Raw genomic sequence first — 21,969 nt, 5'->3', positions numbered from 1 at the left:
AACGTTTGGCTCCCGATAGCTTCCGGGATCGCCATTGGTTAAAAATATTAATGATATTTTGATTAAAACAAATCTCTAGGATCGGAAACAACTCCGTTAATTGCAGCTGCTGCTGCTGTCAATGGACTAGCTAACATTGTTCTGGCTCCAGGACCTTGTCTTCCTTCAAAATTTCTATTGGAAGTAGAAACACTATATTTTCCTGCTGGAATTTTATCGTCGTTCATGGCCAAACATGCCGAACATCCAGGCTGACGCATTTTAAAACCAGCTTCCTCTAAAATCTCTACCAAACCTTCTTCTATGGCTTGTTTCTCTACTTGTTTCGATCCAGGAACAATCCATGCAGTTACTGAATCTGCCTTTTTCTTACCCTTAACTGCAGAGGCAAGCATCCGAAGATCCTCAATACGACCGTTAGTGCAACTACCTACAAAAACGTAATCTACTTTTTTGCCCAGTAATTTATCGCCCAACTGAAAACCCATATAGTCTAAGGATTTTTTGAAAGTTGGCAACTCGCTTGCTTTTACTGCATTTTCGCTTGGAATACTTCCCGAAATACCAATACCCATTCCTGGATTGGTACCGTAAGTAAGCATAGGCTCAATATCGGAAGCTTTAAATACATACTCCTTATCGAATGTAGCTCCTTCGTCGGTTTTTAACTCTTTCCATTTGGCAAGAGCTTTGGTCCACTCTTCTCCTTTAGGAGCAAATTCGCGACCTTCTACATAATCAAAAGTTGTTTGATCGGGAGCAATCATACCTCCACGAGCACCCATTTCGATACTCATATTACAAACAGTCATACGACCTTCCATACTCAAACTGCTTACTGCAGTTCCAGCATATTCCACAAAATAACCAGTTGCACCTCCAGTGCCCAGTTGTGAAATCACGTAAAGTGTAAGGTCTTTTGCTGTCACCCCTTTTTGCAATTCACCATCAACGGTAATTCGCATTTTTTTAGGTTTAGGCTGCAAAATACATTGAGTGGCAAGAACCATTTCCACTTCGGAAGTTCCAATACCAAAAGCCACAGCACCAAAAGCACCATGAGTTGAAGTATGACTATCTCCACAAACTAAAGTCATTCCTGGTTGAGTATGACCTAATTCTGGTCCCACAACATGCACAATGCCATTGTATGGGTGATTTAAACCATATAGAGTGATATCGTTTTTCTTACAATTGGCCGTTAAAGTCTCCACTTGCTTTCTCGACAACTCATCCTTAATGGTTAAGTGTTGGTTCTCTGTCGGAATGTTATGGTCAGGGGTTGCAATGGTATTTTCAGGACGAAACACCTTCATTCCTCTTGCCTCTAATCCTGAAAATGCTTGCGGACTTGTTACTTCGTGAATTAAATGTTTGTCAATATAAAATACACTAGGACCACCTTCAATTTTCTCAATTACGTGAGCATCCCATACTTTATCAAATAGTGTTTTTGGTTCCATATTACTCTTTTAATACGATTCTGTATTTGAATATTTTTTCTTAATCTTTGTTATACTATTTTTGATAGTGCATCAACTAATGCCTCTACCGAAGCGGTAACAATATCCACATCTGCACCAAATCCGTAATAAACACAACCTTTGTGTTCTACCTGCACGTGAACTTTTCCCATGTCGTTACTACCACGAGTAAGTGCTTGTATTAGAAATTCACCCAAAATAAATTTTTGCTCGATCAGCTTTTTTACAGCATTAAAAGAAGCATCAATAGGTCCGTTTCCTTCTGCTGTTGCAGCACAACTCACACCCTTAATTTTCAGATGAACCGTAGCCATTGGAGTGGTTGATTTTCCAGAGACAACTTGCAACAATTCCAGTTCAACTGATTTCTGAAGATCGTCGGTATCTCCCATTAATTCGGAAAGATCTTTTTCACTCAAATTCTTTTTCTTATCGGCCATCACTAAAAAACGAGCATATGCATCATCCAACTGATCCTTACTTAAGCTATACCCCATTTGATTTAAATGGTGATTTAGTGCTGCACGACCACTTCTAGCTGTTAAAACAATAGCCGATTCTTTAATCCCAACATCTACGGGATCAATAATTTCGTAATTCTCTCTGTTTTTAAGAACACCATCCTGATGAATTCCAGAGGAATGAGCAAATGCGTTTCTTCCAACAATGGCTTTATTTGCCTGAACGGGCATATTCATTAAAGAGGAAACCAATCGGCTAGCGCCAAAAATTTCCTGATTTTTAATATCGGTATGAAAAGGAAGCGCATGATGCGTTTTTATAGCCATTACCACTTCTTCTAATGCAGTATTTCCTGCTCGCTCTCCAATTCCGTTAATGGTTACCTCTACCTGGCGAGCTCCATTCACAATCCCACTCAAGGAATTAGCAGTAGCCATTCCTAAATCGTTATGGCAGTGAGTGGATAAAATTGCTTTGTGCACATTGGAAACGTGCTCCATTAGGTATTTTATTTTAGCACCATACTCACTTGGCAGACAATATCCTGTTGTATCTGGAATATTAATAACCGTTGCTCCGGCTTTGATTACTGCTTCCACTACTCGAGCTAAATATTCATTATCGGAACGTCCTGCATCTTCAGCGTAAAACTCTACGTCTTCAACGTAACGTTTCGCGTATTTTACCGCTCGAACCGCTCTATCGAGGATTTCATCGGGGTTGGAATTTAATTTTGATTTAATATGATAGGGAGAAGTACCAATTCCCGTATGTATTCGTCCTTTCTTCGCAAATTTAAGAGCCTCTGCAGCCACATCAATATCCTTTTCTACAGCACGTGTAAGCGCACAAATAGTAGGATCACTAACTGCTTTGGCTATTTCGACGACCGACTTAAAATCCCCCGGACTAGAAACAGGAAAACCTGCTTCGATAACATCCACCCCAAGAGCTTCCAATGTTTTGGCCACTTGAATCTTTTCTATTGTATTCAATTGACAACCTGGGACCTGCTCGCCATCTCTAAGTGTGGTATCGAAAATAAAAATTTTATCACTCATTCTACTTGTATTTTTACGTATGCTTTTATTAGTTTTTATTGCAAAAAAAAATTCTTCCTGTCTTTGGAAGAACCTTGCATCAACATCTCTTTAGTTAGAATATTACACGGTCTTCCTTTTTGATTCTCCAGTAATGAGATCAATAATCAGGTTTCCATCAAAAAGAATACTTTCATTATTCATCGTTCTAAAGTTTTGTTTGTTTTTTTGAAAATTAGGAGAAATCTCCAAATCCTTAACAAACCTATAAACTTAAGGCGTTTAGGAAAAACAATTTATCAATTACAACTACGATATTCAAACTAATTCCAAACACATTTACAGAAACACAAATAGAACACAAACACCTATTAACCTGCTACTTAAAACACACATTGTTTTCACAGAAATGGGATATCCAAGCAAGTAAAAAACCCAACAGGTTTTATGAAATTCCTGTTGGGTTTTACTGATATCTCTAGTTATTTTCTGGTCTTAATTTTCGAACAGCAGTACCTGCTTGCCACATTTCACTTTCGCGAAGTTCTTTTAATTCAGCATCTAACTTCACACGATAATCACCTTGACTATTTGAATCGATAGAACGTTGCGCTTCGTTACCTGCAGCAACCTCTTTGTATAATTTTTCAAATACAGGCTTAGTGGCATCTCTAAATGGTTTCCACCAATCAAGAGCTCCACGTTGAGCTGTTGTTGAAGTATTTGCATACATCCAATCCATTCCATTTTCAGCAACTAATGGCATCAAACTTTGAGTTAATTCTTCAACTGTTTCGTTAAAAGCTTCAGATGGAGAGTGACCATTTTCACGCAAAGTATCATATTGCGCTGCAAAAATACCCTGGATACATCCCATTAAAGTTCCACGCTCACCTGTTAGGTCAGAATAAACTTCTCTTTTAAATGTTGTTTCGAATAGATATCCAGAACCAACACCAATTCCTAAGGCAACTACACGATCGAAAGCTTTTCCTGTTGCATCCTGAAAAATTGCATAAGAAGAATTCAACCCACGACCTTCTAGGAACATTCTACGTAAACTAGTTCCTGATCCTTTAGGAGCAACCAAGATAACATCAACATCTTTTGGAGGGATAATGTTTGTACGCTCTTTGTAAGTGATACCAAAACCATGAGAAAAGTAAAGTGCTTTACCTGGTTTCAAATATTTTTTTACTGTAGGCCAAACAGCAATTTGTCCTGCATCTGATAGTAAATACTGAATAACAGTAGCTCTATCCAAAGCTTCTTCAATTTCGAACAATGTTTCTCCTGGAACCCATCCATCAGCAATTGCTTTGTCCCAGGTTTTAGAATCTTTACGTTGCCCTACGATTACGTTGAAACCATTGTCTTTCAAGTTTAAAGACTGTCCAGGTCCCTGAACACCATAGCCAATTACAGCAATGGTTTCATCTTTCATTACTTCACGTGCTTTCTCTAATGAAAACTCTTCACGTGTAACTACTTCTTCTTCAACGCCACCAAAGTTTATTGTTGCCATTTTGTTTCTATTTTAGATATTAGATTTTAGATCTTCGATTCTGGATTAAAATGTAAACTTTCTATTTTCCCACATCTTAATTCCACCTTCTCAAATCTATTTTTAATTTGATAATTCTTTTAAATAACTGGTGAATTCTTTATGCTGACAGGAAACTGCTACTCTTCCTGAACGAGCAAATTGAAGTACACCATACTTTTCCAATTCGTTAAAAAGCTCTTGATTTTCGGCCTTATATCCTACTTTTTCGATGACTAGAAATTCAGGATGAACGGTTAATATCTTGGCATTCTGACTTCTCATCAGCGCCTCTAAATCACCATTTAGCTCCACAGTATTTGCCATTTTAAACAAGGCCACTTCCTGATGAACAATCTCTTCAGCTTCGAAATAGAAGGCTTTGAATACACCAATAATTTTCTCGATTTGACGTACAACATTCTCAACCCGCTTTTCATCCATAAAAGCAACAATAGTATATCGTGATACGCCTTTTACTTCTGATTCGGAAACCGTTAAGCTTTCTATATTTATTTTTCTTCGCGAGAAAACGATGGTTACTTCGTTTAACAAACCAATGTCGTTTTCAGAAAATATGGTTATTGTATATTCTTTCATTTTACTTTTTTTTGTTACCAGTACAAATCATTCTTGCTGAGTAGATTCAAAATTAATCTACTAAAACATTTAAACCATTCAATTTATAATCAAATAAATGATTTTTTATTCAAGTCGCATATCTGATACTGCAGCACCTGGAGCAATCATAGGCATCACATTACTCTCAGTCTCAACCACTACTTCCAAAAAGAAAGCTCCCGGAGTTTCCAACATTTCCTGAATGGCTGCATCTAATTCTTCACGTTTCGATACCCTCTTGGCTTTAATACCATATCCTTCTACAATTTTCACAAAATCAGGATTCTCTAATTGCGTATATGAAAATCGTTGTTCGAAGAATAAATCTTGCCACTGACGAACCATTCCCAGAAATGAATTATTCAAAACAATTGTTTTTACTGGTAACTTATATTGCTTGATAACTGCCAATTCCTGAAGGGTCATTTGAAAACCACCATCGCCAGAAACCGAAACAACTTGAGCATTCATATCTGCAATTTGAGCTCCAATGGCTGCTGGCAATCCAAACCCCATGGTTCCTAATCCTCCAGATGTAACCTGTGAATTAGATTTTCTAAATCCATAATATCTGGCACTTGTCATTTGATGTTGTCCCACATCAGTACATAGTATAGCTTCTCCTTTAGTTTGCTCCGATAGAACACGGATCACCTCGGCCATATTAATATTCTCCTTGCCTGCATAAGCTTGTTTCTTAATCACCTTATCAAACTCAAGTTGATAGTAATCTTTAAAGGATTTCATCCATTCATCCTTAGCTTCACCATGAACCAATTTATTCAATTCAATTAAAGCTTCTTTTGCATCGGCAAGTATGGGTACATCAACAATAATATTCTTGTTGTGTTCCGATCGATCAATATCGATATGAATAATTTTTGCCTGTTTGGCATATTTAGCTGTATCACCAGTTACTCGATCATCAAAACGCATTCCAACGGCAATCAAAACATCACATTCGTTGGTATTCATATTCGGACCGTAATTACCATGCATTCCCAACATCCCTACATACAAAGGATGATCGGTAGGAAACGAAGACAATCCTAGTAAAGTACAAGCTACAGGAATCTGTGTTTTCTCAACAAATTCCATCAATTCTTTTTCGGCTCCAGAAAGTGAGATTCCCTGTCCGGCCAAAAGCATTGGTTTTTTAGCTCCATTAATCAAAGCTGCAGCAGCTTCGATTTCTGATGTTTTCACCTTAGGAACTGGTTGGTAGGAACGAATTTTCTCACATTTCTCATAAATAAAATCTGCACCTGCTATTTGCGCATCTTTAGTAATATCAATTAAAACGGGTCCTGGACGACCCGATTTAGCAATGTAAAATGCTTTAGCTAAAATTTCAGCAATTTCATCTGCACGGGTAATCTGATAATTCCATTTCGTTGCAGGCATCGACAAACCAACCATATTGGTTTCCTGAAAAGCATCGGTTCCCAATAGTCCACTACCAACCTGTCCGGTAATTACAACCATTGGAGTTGAATCCAAATATGCATCAGCCAACCCTGTGATTACATTGGTTGCTCCGGGGCCTGAAGTTGTAAAACAAACACCCGGTTTTTTACTGATTCGGGCATAAGCCTGAGCCGAATGCATTGCACCTTGCTCATGTCGAGACATATAATGCTTCAATTCTTTCTGATAATCGTACAAAGCATCGTAAACAGGCATGATGGCTCCACCAATGTATCCAAACATGGTATCTACATCTTCCTGAATAAGCGTTCGGACCAATATCTCAGCTCCCGATATTCGTTCTATTGTCTTACTCATTCCATTTGTATTTTTTGTTTTTGCTGCTATTCCCATACTGTTTGCTTTTAAGCTTTTGCTTTATTCTCTTATAGGTAATTGGACTCATCTCCTCTTCCGTCGTACAAGCCCTATAAAATCCAATTCTACTGTGTAAACAGCTAACAGGATCAGAATGTTTTCCGCTACGATCATTTTAAGATCGTGCCCTATCCTTTTTAACTGTTATAAAACTCGTATTGCACCTTTATCTGCTGAAGATACAAGTTTAGAGTAGGCTTGAAGTGCTTTTGAAACCTGACGATTACGTCCACGAGGTACAAAGGCTTCCTCACCAAAGGCTTCCTCTTCTTTTCTTCTTTGTGCTAATTCTTCTTCCGAAACAAGTACATTAATACTTCTTTTAGGAATGCTTATTTCTATGGTATCTCCATCTTTAATTAATGCAATGGCTCCTCCAGCTGCTGCTTCGGGAGAGGCATGACCAATTGATAAACCAGAAGTTCCACCAGAAAAACGGCCATCAGTAATCAATGCACATTTGGCTCCTAACCCCATCGACTTAAGATAAGATGTTGGGTAAAGCATTTCCTGCATTCCTGGTCCTCCTGCTGGACCTTCGTATCGAATCACAACAACATCACCAGCATTAATTTGCTTGGTAAGAATTGCCTCACAAGCATCTTTCTGCGAATAATATACTTTAGCAGTACCTGTAAAATCAAAAACTGATTGATCTACACCTGCAGTTTTTACGATACTTCCATGAGGGGCAATGTTTCCAAACAACACAGCTAATCCACCATCCTGTGTGTAAGCATTCTCCATGCTTCGAATACAACCATTCTTTCTGTCTTGATCAAGCTCTTTAAAAGCCATATTCTGAGAAGCAAAAGTCAAATTCCGACCCGATTGACCTGGGGCAGAATGATATATTTCCGATGCTTTAGCTGTCAATTTTTCAGAACTAAGATCATTTAGTGCAATGGCTTCACGCAGATTGTTTGAATCTACTCTATACACATCGGTATTTAATAGATTACCACGATCCAACTCGCCAAGAATACTCATGATACCCCCTGCTCTGTTCACGTCTTCAACATAATAGTTTGGCGAATTAGGTGCTACCTTGCACAAGTTCGGAGTTATACGAGATAGTTCATCCATATCTCTCATGGTAAAATCAACTCCAGCTTCATGAGCGATTGCCAACAAGTGAAGAACAGTATTTGTTGATCCTCCCATGGCAATATCCAAGGTCATGGCGTTTCTAAAAGCTTCTACTGTTGCAATTGATCTAGGCAACACACGATCGTCACCTTCTTTGTAATATTTATTAGTTATATCAACAATACAATGGGCAGCATCTAAGAATAAATCTTTACGCAATTTATGAGTTGCAAGTAAGGTTCCATTCCCAGGTAAAGCCAAACCCAAAGCCTCATTGAGGCAATTCATTGAATTCGCGGTAAACATTCCTGAACAGCTACCACAGGTTGGGCAGGCAGATTCTTCGATTTCCTGCATCCGCTCATCGCTTACTTTATCATCTCCAGCTTTCACCATGGCATCAACTAAATCTAGTCGTTCTCCTTTCGATTCGCCAGCTTCCATAGGTCCTCCCGACACAAAAACAGCAGGAATATTTAATCGCATGGCAGCCATCAGCATACCTGGAGTAATTTTATCACAATTCGAAATGCAAATCATCGCATCTACTTTGTGCGCATTGCATACATATTCAACACTATCGGCGATTACATCACGCGAAGGCAAAGAATAAAGCATTCCATCATGTCCCATCGCAATACCATCATCAATAGCAATGGTATTAAATTCTGCAGCAAAATAACCAGCTCTTTCGATTTCTTCTTTCACCATTTGACCAACATTTTGCAAGTGTGCATGCCCTGGTACAAATTGACTAAAAGAATTTACCACCGCAATCACCGGCTTTCCAAACATCTCTTCTTTCATTCCGTTTGCTCTCCACAAACTTCTTGCTCCAGCCATTCTTCGGCCTTGAGTGGTCTGATTGCTGCGTAATTTGATTTTATACATTGTGGTTTCTATGTTTTTATAAAAAAATGCTCCTCTTAAAAAAGAGCGATAAATAGTTTCATTTGTTTCGAAAATTGTTTGGTTTAATTTTTCTTTCCATTCTGAAAAGAAGAAAAATGCCCATAAAAACTCTCTTACTTGAGATACTACAGTAAAAAGATCAAAAAAAAACCTCTTCAATTTGGAAGAGGCCTTTGATATTTTGTAAAACTAATTTCGTTTAATTTAAATATGTTCAGCCTCGAATCGTGTCCAGAAGGACGCGAATAATGACACTAATAATAATGACTGAACTAAAATGCATATTGTTTTTATTTTATAGATTGAATCTCTTAAGATCCTATTGTTTTTAAAACTTGTCAACGAACATTTACAATCTCTCTTTCGGTCTGATTACACCGACAAATCTATATGACTAATCTAAAAGGAAAAATCACAAATTTCAAAAACTTACGATTCCCAATTGCTATTTTTAATCTTCATAAAGTCTAAACAACAAGCACTAACACCTGATTATCAATCATTTTAATTCTAAAACCTTTTCCTTTTAAATGTAACTTTCAATTGGCAAAAATTACTTTAATTACTATGAAAGTAATTTTATGCAAAGCATTGCGAAAAGATTTGTTCTTCATTTCAATGAACTATTTCTATTTCATTGGTTCTAAAATCATAAGTCATTAGACTTCTTATCCCCAATTGAACCTTCTCCACTTTAGCTCTTATTTTGAAAACCTCTCTGCGAATTCTGATATTTTTAATGACTGCAAGTATGTCCATCCTCATGATTTTGTTGACAACTAGAGCCACTATCAGCTACCATTCCGGCAACATACTGAGCAACAAGATTATCAACATTTCCTGAACAGCCACGAATCACTTCTATTCCTGAATTCTTAAGCACATTAATGGCTCCATTTCCAATTCCTCCCGCTAGCATAACAGTTACTCCTGCTTCTGCCAATATCGGTGCAATATTCGATTTGCAGCCACAACCCTGTGGTGATTCCATTTTTTGTACATCGATAATTTTGGAATCTTCTGAGATTGTAAATAGATTATAAAACTCACAATGACCGAAATGACTATCAACTTCTCTGTTGCTTTTTACTGGTACTGCTATTTTCATTATATTTTGTTTTATACTTTATTGAAGTGAAAAAGTACTTTATTCTATATCAATTTCAAAAATAAGTAAACATCACTAACAAGACTACACTTAGATCCTCAGAATAGTTCCAAATAAGGAATAAAGTATTTCTGCGATTGTCTGGTAAAGTGTGACTATCGATTTGGTAAATTGAAAAAACAGTAGCAAATGGTGTGCTTTTATTTTGTAAAACAACAATTTATAGCTTCCTACCCTTACTCTAATTAGTCCGTATTTTGCAACCTCAAGTATCAGACACCGAACTTGCATGTTTTTAGAAATACATTTTTTGTTAGCCAAATCCTTCACCAGAGAGCTAAAAAATGAGTAATCATTCTATTTCGGAAGAGTAATGATAAATTCGCTGCCTTTTCCTACTTCACTACGAACGGAAATATTTCCTCCATTTTTTTCAATAAATTCCTTACAAAGTATAAGCCCCAATCCAGTACCTTTTTCTCCTTTGGTTCCATTAGTACAAATATTCTGATCTATACGGAATAATTTTTCAATAGATTCAGGAGTCATACCAACACCATTATCAATAACATGCAACTCAATATCATCACTATTTTCATGATAATTGATTGTAATAGTTCCCCCCTCAGGAGTAAACTTAATCGCATTGTTTACCAAATTCCCCATGAATGTTAAGAAGGTATTTTTATCGATTGAAAACATGATTTCCGAAGGAACATTATTTACGATTTTAATCTTTTTTCCAGAAGCATTAAGCAAATAGGGAGCAATACTTTTTTTAACCAACTCTTTTAAATCGAGGCTTTCTTTACAAATTTCGATTCGTCCGGTTTGTGATCGAGCCCAGGAAAGTAAATTAGCCAACATATTATAAGCATGTCGCGATGATTTATTCAAATCATTTATCATCTCTCTTTTCTCGGCATCATCAATCGTATCATATTCATTATTTAACAAATCTGCAAAGCCTAAAATACTAGTAAACGGACTCCTAAGATCATGAGAAATAATACTAAAGAACTTATCCTTGGTAGCGTTTATTTCTACAAGTTTTTCATTCGTAACCTTCAATTCCTCAGCTTGAACCTGAATTTCTTCCTTTTGCTGTAATATATTTGCAGTACGTTCTTCTACAGTATGTTTCAATAATTCATTTTGATATTTCAGTCGAGCTGAATTTAAACGAATGAGTAACCAAACAAAAATACTTAATAAGATTACATATAAAGCATAAGCCCATAATGTGCGATACCAGGGAGGAAGAACTTCAAAAGGAAAGGATACGGCAGCACCAGATTTTTGATATACATTTTGTGATTTCACTTCGAAAATATACCTCCCTTCATTCAGGTTTGTATATTCCTTTTTATGATCATTTGTCCAAGCCGACCACATAGTATCAGAAGAACCTCTAAGACGATAAGAGAATAAGTTCTTTTCTGAATCTTCGTAAAAAGTAGCAGAATAATGAAAATACAAATTGTTTTTCTTGTATTCAAGAATTACAGGCTCATTTGATATTGAGGAAGAATTATTTTCAGCCCCTCCATAAATCAAACTATCACTCACAAATACTTTACGGATGAGTGTGTTAAATGGAATATCGTAATTTACTTTTTGTTTGGGGAAATATGCCAATAGACCATTGTCGGTACCAAAATATACTAAACTATCAGAGTAGGGATAAAGTGCAAAAGTATTGGGAATGTTTCTATCATTGAATTTATAAAAGGGAGTTTTATAAGATTCATATTTTCCATTATTCCATTTTAAAAACCCTTTTTCATAGGTACCATCTTTCTTTAATTCATCGAACCAGATATATCCATTTTTGTCTTGCACTAGAGGGTAAACCCCTCCTTTAATCATAGAGAAATCAGGATGTGGTTCAAATTTATTTTTACTAGGAATATAACGGTAAACACCATTTTTTTGCGTTCCAAAAACGGTTTCTCCACTGTTTAATTGATACGGCACTACCCAGCCAGCTGGTAAATTATATTTATCTGTAGAACAATTTTGTACGAAAGTTACACTATCCAAATTTTCGTTTAATCGCAGCTTGTAAAGCTGAGGGAAGGTAAATGCCCAAAAATTCCCATCGGTATCTTCGGTTAAAGTATATACAGGCTTGTCAAAACCTTTAATATGATGTTTATATTTCCACTGATCGTTTTTATATTCTAATAAAAGTAACCCCTCATGTAAGCCAGATAACAAATAGTTTGATTTCTCAGCTAGAGGACAAAAAACATAAGCATTCATATTTTCTGTTTCTGGAATCAAAGTTGCTTGTTCTTCTTTTATTTCGAATATGCCTAAAAAGCGAGCCAGCAACAACTTATCTTTTGCTTTATGCAAATGAAAATTTTGGCCTTTAAGGCCTTCTACAGGCTTGAATTTACCACCCCTATTTTTGACGTATAAAAATTGTTCTGTTCCGACATACAATCGATCATGATAATCTTGTACGCACAAAATAGGTCCCTTTATATTATCTTGTTGTGAGTAATCAAGAAAAGGTAAATTATCATGAACTAAACTAATGCCATTTAACAAAGCAGCCCAAAGTTGTCCGTTTATATCTGAGCTAAGTTCTAATGCAGAGTTATTTTGCAAACCATTTTGTTGTCGATAGTGATTTTTTATCCTACCCCATTTATCAAAAACAAGAATACCATTCGTTATGGTCCCTATAGCAAAATCACCATTGGGAAGTACGGTACCAGACAATCCTCTCGCCTCATCAATAATTTTACTTACTTTTTCGAAACGAGCCGCTAATTCTGCGCCATCAGATTCATTCGGAGCAAAAAATTCGATGCCTTTACCAACTGTGTAGCATAGTATTTTATCTTTACCGTAAGGAAGCATTACCTGAATTCTCTTATCAACAAACTTTTGAGAGCCAGGCAAAAGTTGAAAATCATCACCTTCGTAGTACATGATGCCCTCACCAATTACACTAATATAAAGTGTATCTCGTATCAAAAAAGATTTAGCAAATCGCTCATCTTGTAAAACACTTATACTATTTTCTTTAAGTATAAAAATCTTACCCTTCGTTCTAAAAAACACATTTTCATTTGCAACAATTGTTTCATCTATATAATTAAATTCTCTGTGTTCTTCTGGTATTTTATCTAACAATGATACATAGTTAACAACACCTATTTCGTCTGCTTGTAAAAAACCTAAATCGCCTCCTAAACCAACAAATATACGTCCATTATTGTCTACGTCGAGTGATCGCACAATACCCGGTGTACCTATTTTTCGCCAGTTGACACCATCGTATTCTAGAACGCTATTATTGTTTCCAAAATACATGACACCTCTATAATCTTGAGTTAAGGCCCAATTTTGAAGTTCAGCCTTATATTCTTTAGAATAAAAATTGCGAATAAAGGGCGTTTGCGCAAATAAACTACCTGTTACAATAAGAAGAATGAAAAAGCTGAGTATTTTTTTTATCATGGTTCTTAATTTTGTTCACTCAGTACCAAAAGTACTAAAATTAACAAATCATCCTATTTTTCTTTGCTGCAAGCCATTTTTGTAATTTCAACCATTGTTTCTATTGGCAGATTTCCATACTACCCTTTCTCTACGTTCGTCCAACACAAAACCAGAATTAGTATTAATTTTGTATACCCTATTTTACATCCGAGTAAAACGCTTTTAAAGCAGCCAAATCCTTTTTAGAACACAAAAAAGGCTTCCTCTTTCGAGGAAGCCTATCAACTAATTAATTTAGAATAAAAAAATCTACTTAAATTCTTTTTTGAGTTGTTCTACCCAAGCCTCAATTCTTTCGGTTGATAAGCCTGCTTGATTTTCAATATCAAGAGCTAAGCCTAAGAATTTGCCATCTCGCAGAGCACGTGATTTTTCAAAGTTATAGCCATCAGGAGAAGTTAAACCTATTACTTTGGCTCCTCGTTCTTCCAGAGCTATGGCTAAAAGACCAATGGCATCCACAAAATTTTCGGGATATCCGACCTGATCGCCTAGGCCAAAAAGAGCAACTGTTTTGCCTTTTAATTTCAGATCTTCAATTGCCGGCATAAACTCGTCCCAGTAGTTCGGCAATTCCCCGTCGAACCAGGTGGGAACACCCAATATCATATTGTCGTAGGCTAGGAAAATTTCTTCATCCACTTCCTCAACATTTACACTATCAATATCAACGGAAGTACCAAAAGCCTTTTTTATTTTTTCAGCATTCTTAGCTGTTTTATTCGTATTGAAACTATAGAATAAACCTATTTTTTTCATGTGTCGTTTTTTAGAAGGTAAGATTTAATACTCTATTAGCTCTTTAACTGCTGCGTAAATTTTATCGTTATTAGGAAGTACTGCTTTTTCTAATATACGATTAAATCCGACTGGAGTAAATTCAGAACCTACACGTTTTACCGGAGCATCCAGTTTATCGAAAGCCTTTTCGGTAATTGTTGCCGATATTTCAGCTCCAAAACCAGAAAATACCTTATCCTCGTGCACGACCATCACTTTGTTGGTCTTTGCTATTGATTTCACAATTGTATCCGTATCCAACGGTACCAAAGAACGAAGATCGATCACTTCAACTTGTTTTCCGGTTTCTTCGGCCAATTTATCGGCCACCTCAACACACATGTGAGTTGTATTTCCATAGGTTACAATTGTTAAGTCGCTTCCTTCTCGTCTTACTCTTGCTTTTCCAAATGGAACCTCGAAATCGTCGGGCACCGGAGTAGCTCCTTTAGGATCGTTGTACAAAGCTTTTGGCTCCATAAACACAGTCATTCCCTTGGAACGAATACTTGTTCGCAACAAACCAGCTGCATCATCGGCATAAGATGGGTAAACGATGCGAACTCCAGGAAACGTAGACAGAGCTCCTTCGATGTTCTGGGAGTGATACAAGCCGCCGCCAATGTAACCACCTGATGCCAAACGAACGGTAATATTTGGAGAATACTGCCCTTTTGTTCTCCAGTATTCATGAGTAGTTTCAACAAATTGCTCCATCGCTGGCCAAAAATAATCGGCAAACTCAGCTCCTTCCACAACAATTCTAATTTTATCGTTAAAACGACTCATCCCATTTGCTGTTCCCATGATGTAATCTTCGGCAATTGGCGCGTTAAAAACACGTTCCTTACCAAATTCCTTCTGCATTCCTTTGGAAACATTAAAAATTCCACCTTTGTCTTTATTGGCAATATCCTGTCCCCAAATATAAGTATCTGGGTTGCGACGAAATTCTGCCTTTAGAGTCTCATTTAATCCTTCAATCAATTTCTTGCTATTTCCTTCAAAGTTATGAAGACCTTCTGGATACTTTTCAGAAACATAGGCTTCTGGAATCACAAAATCATGAATAGAGGCAGGGTCAGGATTGGGTGCAGCTAAACCAGCCTTGTGCGCCTTTTTCACTTCCAATTTCACCTCTGCTTCTATGGCTACTAATTCCTCTTCGGTAAAACGCTTGTAACGAACCAATAATCGGCGAAATTTCGCCAAAGGATCATATTCGGTTACGTAATTTAATTCTGCGTTATCGCGATACAATTCATGCTTATCGGAATTAGAGTGTGAGCCCATCCGAACACAGTTGGCCTGAACAATTACTGGAGTAGAAGTCTCCAACGCAATTTTCTTTGCCTCAGTCATTGCGTTCATCGAATCAAAAACATCTTTTCCATTGCAATGAATAATTTTCAGGTATTTCATGCCTCGAAAATTATCTGCAACTTTTCTATTGGCAGTTTGATCTTTCTTAGGAACAGAAATTCCGTATCCATTATCCTGAAATACAAATACAACTGGAAGTTGTTCATTTGTTGCTCCATTAATTGCCTCGTACACGTATCCTTCCGACACCGACGATTCTCCCTGAGAACTAAAAACAACTCCTTTACTTTTGTATTTTTTTACGGCTCGACCCAAACCAACAGCATGTAATGTATGATTTCCCGTACAAGATGATACATTGTGAATGTTCCATTCTGGTTTTGCAAAGTGATTCGACATGTGACGACCGCCACCTGCTACATCAGTATCTTTTGAAATCCCATTAAAGATTACTTCTTCTGCAGTTAATCCTGCAGAAATAGAAGTAAGCATGTCTCTATAGTAAGGGAAAAGGTGATCATTTTTTCGATCGAATACCTGACCAATTGCTAATTGAATGCCATCATGACCGGCATAAGGGGCGTGATACGACCATCCTATTGCCTGCTTTAGATAGTTTGGTGCTTTTTCGTCCAATGCTCTACCCAAAGTCATCATATGAAACCAACGACTCAGCAATTCCTTCGAGGTTTTCTTTATACTAAATTTTTTACTTTCAGTCATCTTCTTCGTTTTGTTTGTGCTATCCACCGATGATATTTCTATTGTTTCCATGATTAAAATGCTCTGTTTGTATCATAATCTTCCAAATAATCAGCGATTCTTCTTAGGAAAGCTCCTCCTAAAGCTCCATCTACAACACGGTGATCGTAAGAAAGAGAAAGGAACATTTTTTGACGAACCACAATTGCATCTCCTGCAGGAGTTTCGACAACAGCAGGTTTCTTTTCGATAGTACCTACCGCTAAGATTGCCACTTGCGGTTGATTAATAATTGGAGTCCCCATTACATTTTTAAAGGATCCAAAATTAGAGATTGTAAAAGTTCCTCCTGAAACATCATCAGGACCTAATTTATTATTTCGGGCATCGGTTGCCAGACGATTCATATCATTGGCCAAGCCAATTAGATTTTTCTGATCGGCATTTTTAATCACCGGAACAATTAAATTCCCACTTGGAAGAGCAACTGCAACGCCTACATTTATGTTCTTTCGTAAAATAAGATTGTAACCATCAACCGAAGCATTTACTCCAGGAAATTCCCGCAGGGCTTTCGCAACGGCCTCTATAATAATTGGCATAAAAGTGATTTTTGTTCCTTCCCTTTTTTGGAAGGCATCTTTCACTTTATTTCTCCAATTTACCATATCGGTTACATCAGCTTCCACCATAGCAGTTACGTGAGGAGACGTTTGTTTCGACATCACCATATGATCCGCAATGATCCGCCTCATTCGATCCATTTCTATGATCTGATCCTGAGCACCAATGGACATGGATACTTTTGGTTTCTCTGCTTTGGGAGCTGGTGCTACTGCAGGTTTTTCTGCAGGAACTTCTTTAGCCTGAGCTGCTGATGCAGCAGAACCATTGCGTTGAGACAAATAATCTAAAACATCCTGTTTTTGAACTCTGCCATCGGTACCATTACCTGCAATGGTTTCCAATTCTTGAACCGAAATGTTTTCGCTTTTCGCAATGCTTTTCACTAGAGGAGAATAAAAACGGCCAGAAGTCGATTGAATATCGGATGCACTTAAGGTTTCGGCCGACTCTTCCGCTGGGCTTTCGCTACCTGCAACAGTCGAACTGGCTTCTTGCGGAGCTTCAACATCAGTAGCATCGCCTAGAGCAATAATAGCTACAACCTCTCCGACCGGAACGACATCATTTTCCTTAAATCGGATTTCAACAACTTTCCCATCTACCGGACAAGGAATTTCAGAATCTACTTTATCGGTTGCTATTTCAAATAGCATATCATCCTCTTCCACCTGATCATTCAACTTCACGAACATTTTCGTGATAGTAGCTTCTTGCACGCTTTCACCTAATTTAGGCATTATGATTTCAAAGCTAGACATATAACTTATAGTTTAATATTTATAATCATATTTAAATGTTTCGACACAAATATAAAAAATTATTCTTATTTAGACTGATTTAAAACAAAATATTTTGCAATCTCGAGATAGCAATTTTTTATTTTATTATCGATTTCATTGATAGGCGAAATTTTCCTCCCTAAAAGTTACCATTTTCTTAATAATCAGATTAATTTTGAAATCGAAAAATTTAAAAAAAATGAAAGAATTCACATTTAGTCTGGAAATCAGCTCCTCACAAGAGGAAGTATACAATGCTTTAGTCAACCCCTTCCAAATTGAACTTTGGACTGGTTATCCTGCTGTAATGGATGAAAAAGTAGGAACCGTATTCTCTCTGTGGGAAGGAGACATTACGGGTTGCAATCTGGAAATTGTAAAAGATTATAAAATTGTACAGGAATGGTTTTTTGGAGAAACTGAGAATCCTTCCATAGTAACTCTCCTGATTAAAAAGGCAGGTTCTAAAACAAGAATCGATTTACATCACACCAATATTCCAGAGGAAGCTTACGACGAAATCACTGAAGGCTGGGAAGATTACTATTTAGGATCCTTAAAAAGCTTTCTTGAATTTTATTAAAAATATTGACTTGAAAAGAAAAAATTAAGCACAAAAAAAAGCAAGTAAACTAAATTACTTGCTTTTTTTGTTCGCTAAGTTCTTATTTATTCTACAATAATAACTTCGTCGAAAATTTCTATTTTATCGCCAGGGCGAATTTTTGCTCTTTTGCGTGTCTCTACTTCTCCATTTCGAAACACCACACCGTCTTCAACAAAAATTTTTGCCTGCGCACCGCTTTCGCTGATACTTGTTGCTTTAATCAACTTAATCAATTCGATGTATTCTGTATCTATTTTAAATTTTATCATGACTATCAGCTAATGTGAGTCGCAAAAATAGCTTTTTTTCTGCTACTAATGAAAGAAAAGATAAGCAATAGCAATGGCTGCTATAATTCCGGCAAAATCAGCAATCAATCCACAGGTAACAGCATATCTTGTGTTCTTAATTCCAACGGCTCCAAAATACACAGCAATAATGTAAAAAGTAGTATCTGTAGCTCCTTGAAGAGTAGAAGCAAGCCTTCCCACAAAACTATCGGCTCCGTGAGTTTGCATGGCATCCACCATCATGCCTCTTGCACCTGATCCACTTAAAGGTTTCATTAAGGCTGTAGGCAAAGCCTCAACAAAATCAGAATTAACGCCTAATAAATTGCACAACCTTCGCGCTCCTTCAATAACCAAATCCATGGTTCCCGAAGCTCGAAACACTCCGATAGCAACCAAGATAGCAACCAAATAAGGAATAATTTTAATGGCAATCGCAAAACCATCTTTCGCTCCGTCGATAAAACTTTCGTAAACATTTACCTTTTTTCGTGCGGCCAAAAGAATAAATGAGATAATAATAGAGAACAGGAACACATTACTTACCAAAGTAGAAACTTGTGTGATTTGCTCCTTATCTAAGGAGGAAAAGTAGAAAATTAAACTCACAATAAATGCGGTTAACCCACCCAAATAGGCTAGAATAACTTTATTCCAAAGGTTAATTTTCTGAACCACAGCTACACTAATTAAACCAGCAATGGTAGAAAAGTAAGTTGCTAACATTATGGGAATAAAAATATCGGAAGGATTCACTGCCCCCAACTGTGCCCGATACACCATAATGGAAATAGGAATAATGGTAAGCCCAGATGTATTCAAGACCAAAAACATGATTTGCGCATTAGAGGCAACATCTTTATTTGGATTGACCTCCTGCATCTGACTCATCGCTTTCAAACCTAAGGGTGTGGCGGCATTATCCAAACCAAGCATATTCGCGGCCAAATTCATCATGATGGAACCATGAGCCTCGTGATCTTTGGGAATCTCTGGAAACAATTTGTTGAAAAAAGGTCCAATCAATCGGGAAAACACTTTGACAATTCCACCATTTTCGCCAATCTTCATGATTCCCAACCACAATGTTAATACTCCGGTTAAGCCCAAAGAAATATCAAAACCAGTTTTGGCCATATCGAATGTGGAATTCACCATAGCAGGAAATACTTCCATATCTCCCCAAATTATCATTTTAATTAATCCAACTACAAAAGCAACAACAAAGAAGAAAATCCACAGGTAATTTAAGGCCATATACTTACTATTATTTAAATAAACGAATTGTTAATACTACTTATTATTTTGCATGCTTTGAATCAAGTTCAGTCTTTCATTTGGATACGATTCTTCCGATTTTAAAAGTTTTGCCTTCCTGTAGTAAAACCTTGCTACGGTATAATTTCCCTTATCGTATGCCTGATCTGCCTGATCAATCAAACCTTTATACTCTGCATCTATTTTCTGATCTTTGATAGAATTAATCAAGTCTTCAATTTTTTGCATCTGCTTCTCTGGATATGCTTCCGAAGGATTTAAATTCTTCGCTTTCTGATAGTAGAATTTTGCTACTGAATAGTTCTCTTTAGTCAAAGCAGCATCAGCACGAGCTATCAATTGATGGTATTCTTTTGAAAGGCTCAAATCCTTTCCTTCACGTATCAATTTTTCAATTTCCTTCAATTTCTTTTTAGGATATTCTCTCTCAAATAAAACAAGTGCTCTTTCAAACATCACTTTTGCAACACTAAAATGCGAAACTTTAAAAGCATCATCACCACTTGCAATCATATCTGCATATTCTCGTTCTCGAGCAATTGATAATTTCTTTTCAAAATTAGCTGGATTATTCGCTAAATCATTTTCTTCGGCTGATTTTAGGGCTGCAATTCTCTCTGCGATCTCATCTAATTTTTCTTGAGGGTATTCTTCCCCTGGTTTAATTGTTAATGCAGTTTGAAAATGATGACGAGCCACACTGAATTGTTCCTCCTTCAAATATTTTTCACCATCTTCTATCTCTTTGGCATATTTCTGATCAATTTCCTTTTGTTTTCGATCAGCAATTTCCTGTCTTTCTCTTAAAACCTCAATCCTTTTTAACTGATTTTTCGGATAGGATTCTTCAGGTTTCAAATCCAATGCTCCCTGATATTTACTAGCTGCGGAATCATAATCCTCTTGACTCATGAACTCATCAGCTTCTGTAATTAAAGCAGCGTACTGATATTGTAAAGTCGATTTTTCTTTCTCCAGCCTTTCAATCTCATCTAATATTCGCTTGATCTCTTCAATCTGATTGGAAGGATAAAGTTCACCAGGCTTAGCTTGCAATGCCATTTGGTATTCCTGCATAGCCGACTGCCATTTTTTGCTCTTGAAAAACCCATCACCAAGATCGATATGATTTCGATACGAACGTTCGCTTTCTTGCATAGCTTCAGCTATTCTGGCATTTTCCTCTGCCTTGGCTTTAATTGCCTTCAAAATCTCATCAATCTTCTGAATCTGATTCTTAGGATATGGCTCTTCCTCTTTAATATCTAATGCCAATTCATAATTATTTTTTGCCAATTCGTAAGTTTCAGAAGAAAATTGAGAATCTGCCAAAACAATAAATGCTTTGTATTTCTCATTCAAAATTTGATTCTGGGCTGCTAATCGAGCCTGTTCTTGTGCTACATGAGCCTGTTCTGCAAGTAAATCATTAATTATTTGAATTTGGTTTTTAGGATATATCTCGTTCGATTTCAATTCCAAAGCATCTAAATAAGTCATTTTAGCCGATTGATATTCTTCAGCTTTAAATTGAGCATCCCCTTCTGCCAAGATTAATGCATATTTGTCATCCAAAGCTTTTTGCTCAGCAGCTAAGCGTGCTTCAATCTCAGCTTGTTTTTCCAAATTGGCCAATAATTCATCAATCTTTTCAATTTGAGCTTTTGGATAAACTTCATCAGCTTTTAAGCGAAGCGCATTTCCATAAGCTGTTTTAGCTTGCTCATACTCTTTGGAAGCAAACTGCGAATCGGCCAAACTTATGATGGATGCATATTTATCGGCCAAAGCTTTTTGCTCAGCAGCCAAACGTGCTGCTTCATCAGCTTCTGCTTGCTGTTGCGCTAGTATATCATTTATCTTTTCAATTTGTGTTTGTGGATAAACTTCATCGCCTTTCAAACTCAAGGCATCGGAATAGGAATTTTTCGCCGTTGAATAATCTCCCGAAGCAAACTGC

Annotated in this window: 15 protein-coding genes; 1 reads left to right on the top strand and 14 read right to left on the bottom strand. The window is 36.9% G+C overall.

Features of this window, described 5'->3' with window-relative positions; translation table 11 throughout:
* Positions 1-62: 62 nt before the first annotated feature.
* The 11 genes from leuC to ABYT26_RS13120 all read right to left on the bottom strand — a co-directional run bounded on the left by leuC (position 63) and on the right by ABYT26_RS13120 (position 17,813).
* On the bottom strand, positions 63-1,463 hold the full coding sequence (leuC, locus tag ABYT26_RS13170) for a 3-isopropylmalate dehydratase large subunit (protein WP_372754639.1): 1,401 nt from the start codon (positions 1,461-1,463) through the stop codon (positions 63-65).
* Between the two features lie 50 nt (positions 1,464-1,513).
* The gene (locus ABYT26_RS13165; protein WP_372754637.1) at positions 1,514-3,007 is read right to left on the bottom strand and encodes a 2-isopropylmalate synthase; all 1,494 of its coding nucleotides are present in this window, start codon (positions 3,005-3,007) and stop codon (positions 1,514-1,516) included.
* 457 nt (positions 3,008-3,464) lie between these two features.
* Positions 3,465-4,511, bottom strand: a complete 1,047-nt coding sequence (ilvC, locus tag ABYT26_RS13160) for a ketol-acid reductoisomerase (RefSeq protein ID WP_372754635.1) — start codon at positions 4,509-4,511, stop codon at positions 3,465-3,467.
* 102 nt (positions 4,512-4,613) lie between these two features.
* Positions 4,614-5,129, bottom strand: a complete 516-nt coding sequence (ilvN, locus tag ABYT26_RS13155; protein WP_372754633.1) for an acetolactate synthase small subunit — start codon at positions 5,127-5,129, stop codon at positions 4,614-4,616.
* A 105-nt stretch (positions 5,130-5,234) separates the two neighbouring features.
* Positions 5,235-6,971: a biosynthetic-type acetolactate synthase large subunit gene (gene ilvB, locus ABYT26_RS13150; RefSeq protein ID WP_372754631.1), complete on the bottom strand. Its 1,737-nt coding sequence runs from the start codon at positions 6,969-6,971 to the stop codon at positions 5,235-5,237.
* Between the two features lie 168 nt (positions 6,972-7,139).
* The gene (ilvD, locus tag ABYT26_RS13145) at positions 7,140-8,975 is read right to left on the bottom strand and encodes a dihydroxy-acid dehydratase (RefSeq protein ID WP_372754629.1); all 1,836 of its coding nucleotides are present in this window, start codon (positions 8,973-8,975) and stop codon (positions 7,140-7,142) included.
* Positions 8,976-9,732: 757 nt separating this feature from the next.
* Positions 9,733-10,104 (bottom strand): NifB/NifX family molybdenum-iron cluster-binding protein, encoded by a 372-nt coding sequence (locus ABYT26_RS13140; RefSeq protein WP_372754627.1) that lies wholly within the window; start codon positions 10,102-10,104, stop codon positions 9,733-9,735.
* Positions 10,105-10,461: 357 nt separating this feature from the next.
* Entirely contained in the window at positions 10,462-13,581 is a 3,120-nt protein-coding gene (locus ABYT26_RS13135; protein WP_372754625.1) for an ATP-binding protein, read from the bottom strand.
* A 291-nt stretch (positions 13,582-13,872) separates the two neighbouring features.
* On the bottom strand, positions 13,873-14,382 hold the full coding sequence (locus ABYT26_RS13130; RefSeq protein WP_372754623.1) for a flavodoxin: 510 nt from the start codon (positions 14,380-14,382) through the stop codon (positions 13,873-13,875).
* A gap of 24 nt (positions 14,383-14,406) precedes the next feature.
* Positions 14,407-16,500, bottom strand: a complete 2,094-nt coding sequence (locus ABYT26_RS13125) for a thiamine pyrophosphate-dependent enzyme (RefSeq protein ID WP_372754621.1) — start codon at positions 16,498-16,500, stop codon at positions 14,407-14,409.
* A 2-nt stretch (positions 16,501-16,502) separates the two neighbouring features.
* Complete coding sequence (locus tag ABYT26_RS13120; RefSeq protein WP_372754619.1) at positions 16,503-17,813, bottom strand: dihydrolipoamide acetyltransferase family protein; 1,311 nt, start codon at positions 17,811-17,813, stop codon at positions 16,503-16,505.
* A gap of 220 nt (positions 17,814-18,033) precedes the next feature.
* Here ABYT26_RS13120 and ABYT26_RS13115 point away from each other — a divergent pair, with 220 nt between their 5' ends.
* Positions 18,034-18,417 carry an SRPBCC domain-containing protein gene (locus tag ABYT26_RS13115; RefSeq protein ID WP_372754617.1) on the top strand — a complete coding sequence of 128 codons (384 nt, stop codon included), beginning with the start codon at positions 18,034-18,036 and terminating at the stop codon, positions 18,415-18,417.
* Positions 18,418-18,503: 86 nt separating this feature from the next.
* Here the strand turns inward: ABYT26_RS13115 and ABYT26_RS13110 are convergent, their stop codons facing one another.
* From ABYT26_RS13110 to ABYT26_RS13100, 3 genes are all read right to left on the bottom strand, one after another.
* Complete coding sequence (locus ABYT26_RS13110) at positions 18,504-18,710, bottom strand: RNA-binding S4 domain-containing protein (RefSeq protein WP_372754615.1); 207 nt, start codon at positions 18,708-18,710, stop codon at positions 18,504-18,506.
* A 45-nt stretch (positions 18,711-18,755) separates the two neighbouring features.
* Positions 18,756-19,988, bottom strand: a complete 1,233-nt coding sequence (locus tag ABYT26_RS13105) for a nucleoside recognition domain-containing protein (protein ID WP_372754613.1) — start codon at positions 19,986-19,988, stop codon at positions 18,756-18,758.
* A gap of 36 nt (positions 19,989-20,024) precedes the next feature.
* Positions 20,025-21,969 (bottom strand): hypothetical protein (locus ABYT26_RS13100; protein ID WP_372754611.1); only part of this gene is annotated, 1,945 nt, incomplete at its 5' end.

The organism is Labilibaculum sp. (assembly GCF_041595635.1).
In the GTDB taxonomy this organism is placed as follows: domain Bacteria; phylum Bacteroidota; class Bacteroidia; order Bacteroidales; family Marinifilaceae; genus Labilibaculum.
This window is presented reverse-complemented; position numbering and strand designations above follow the sequence as displayed.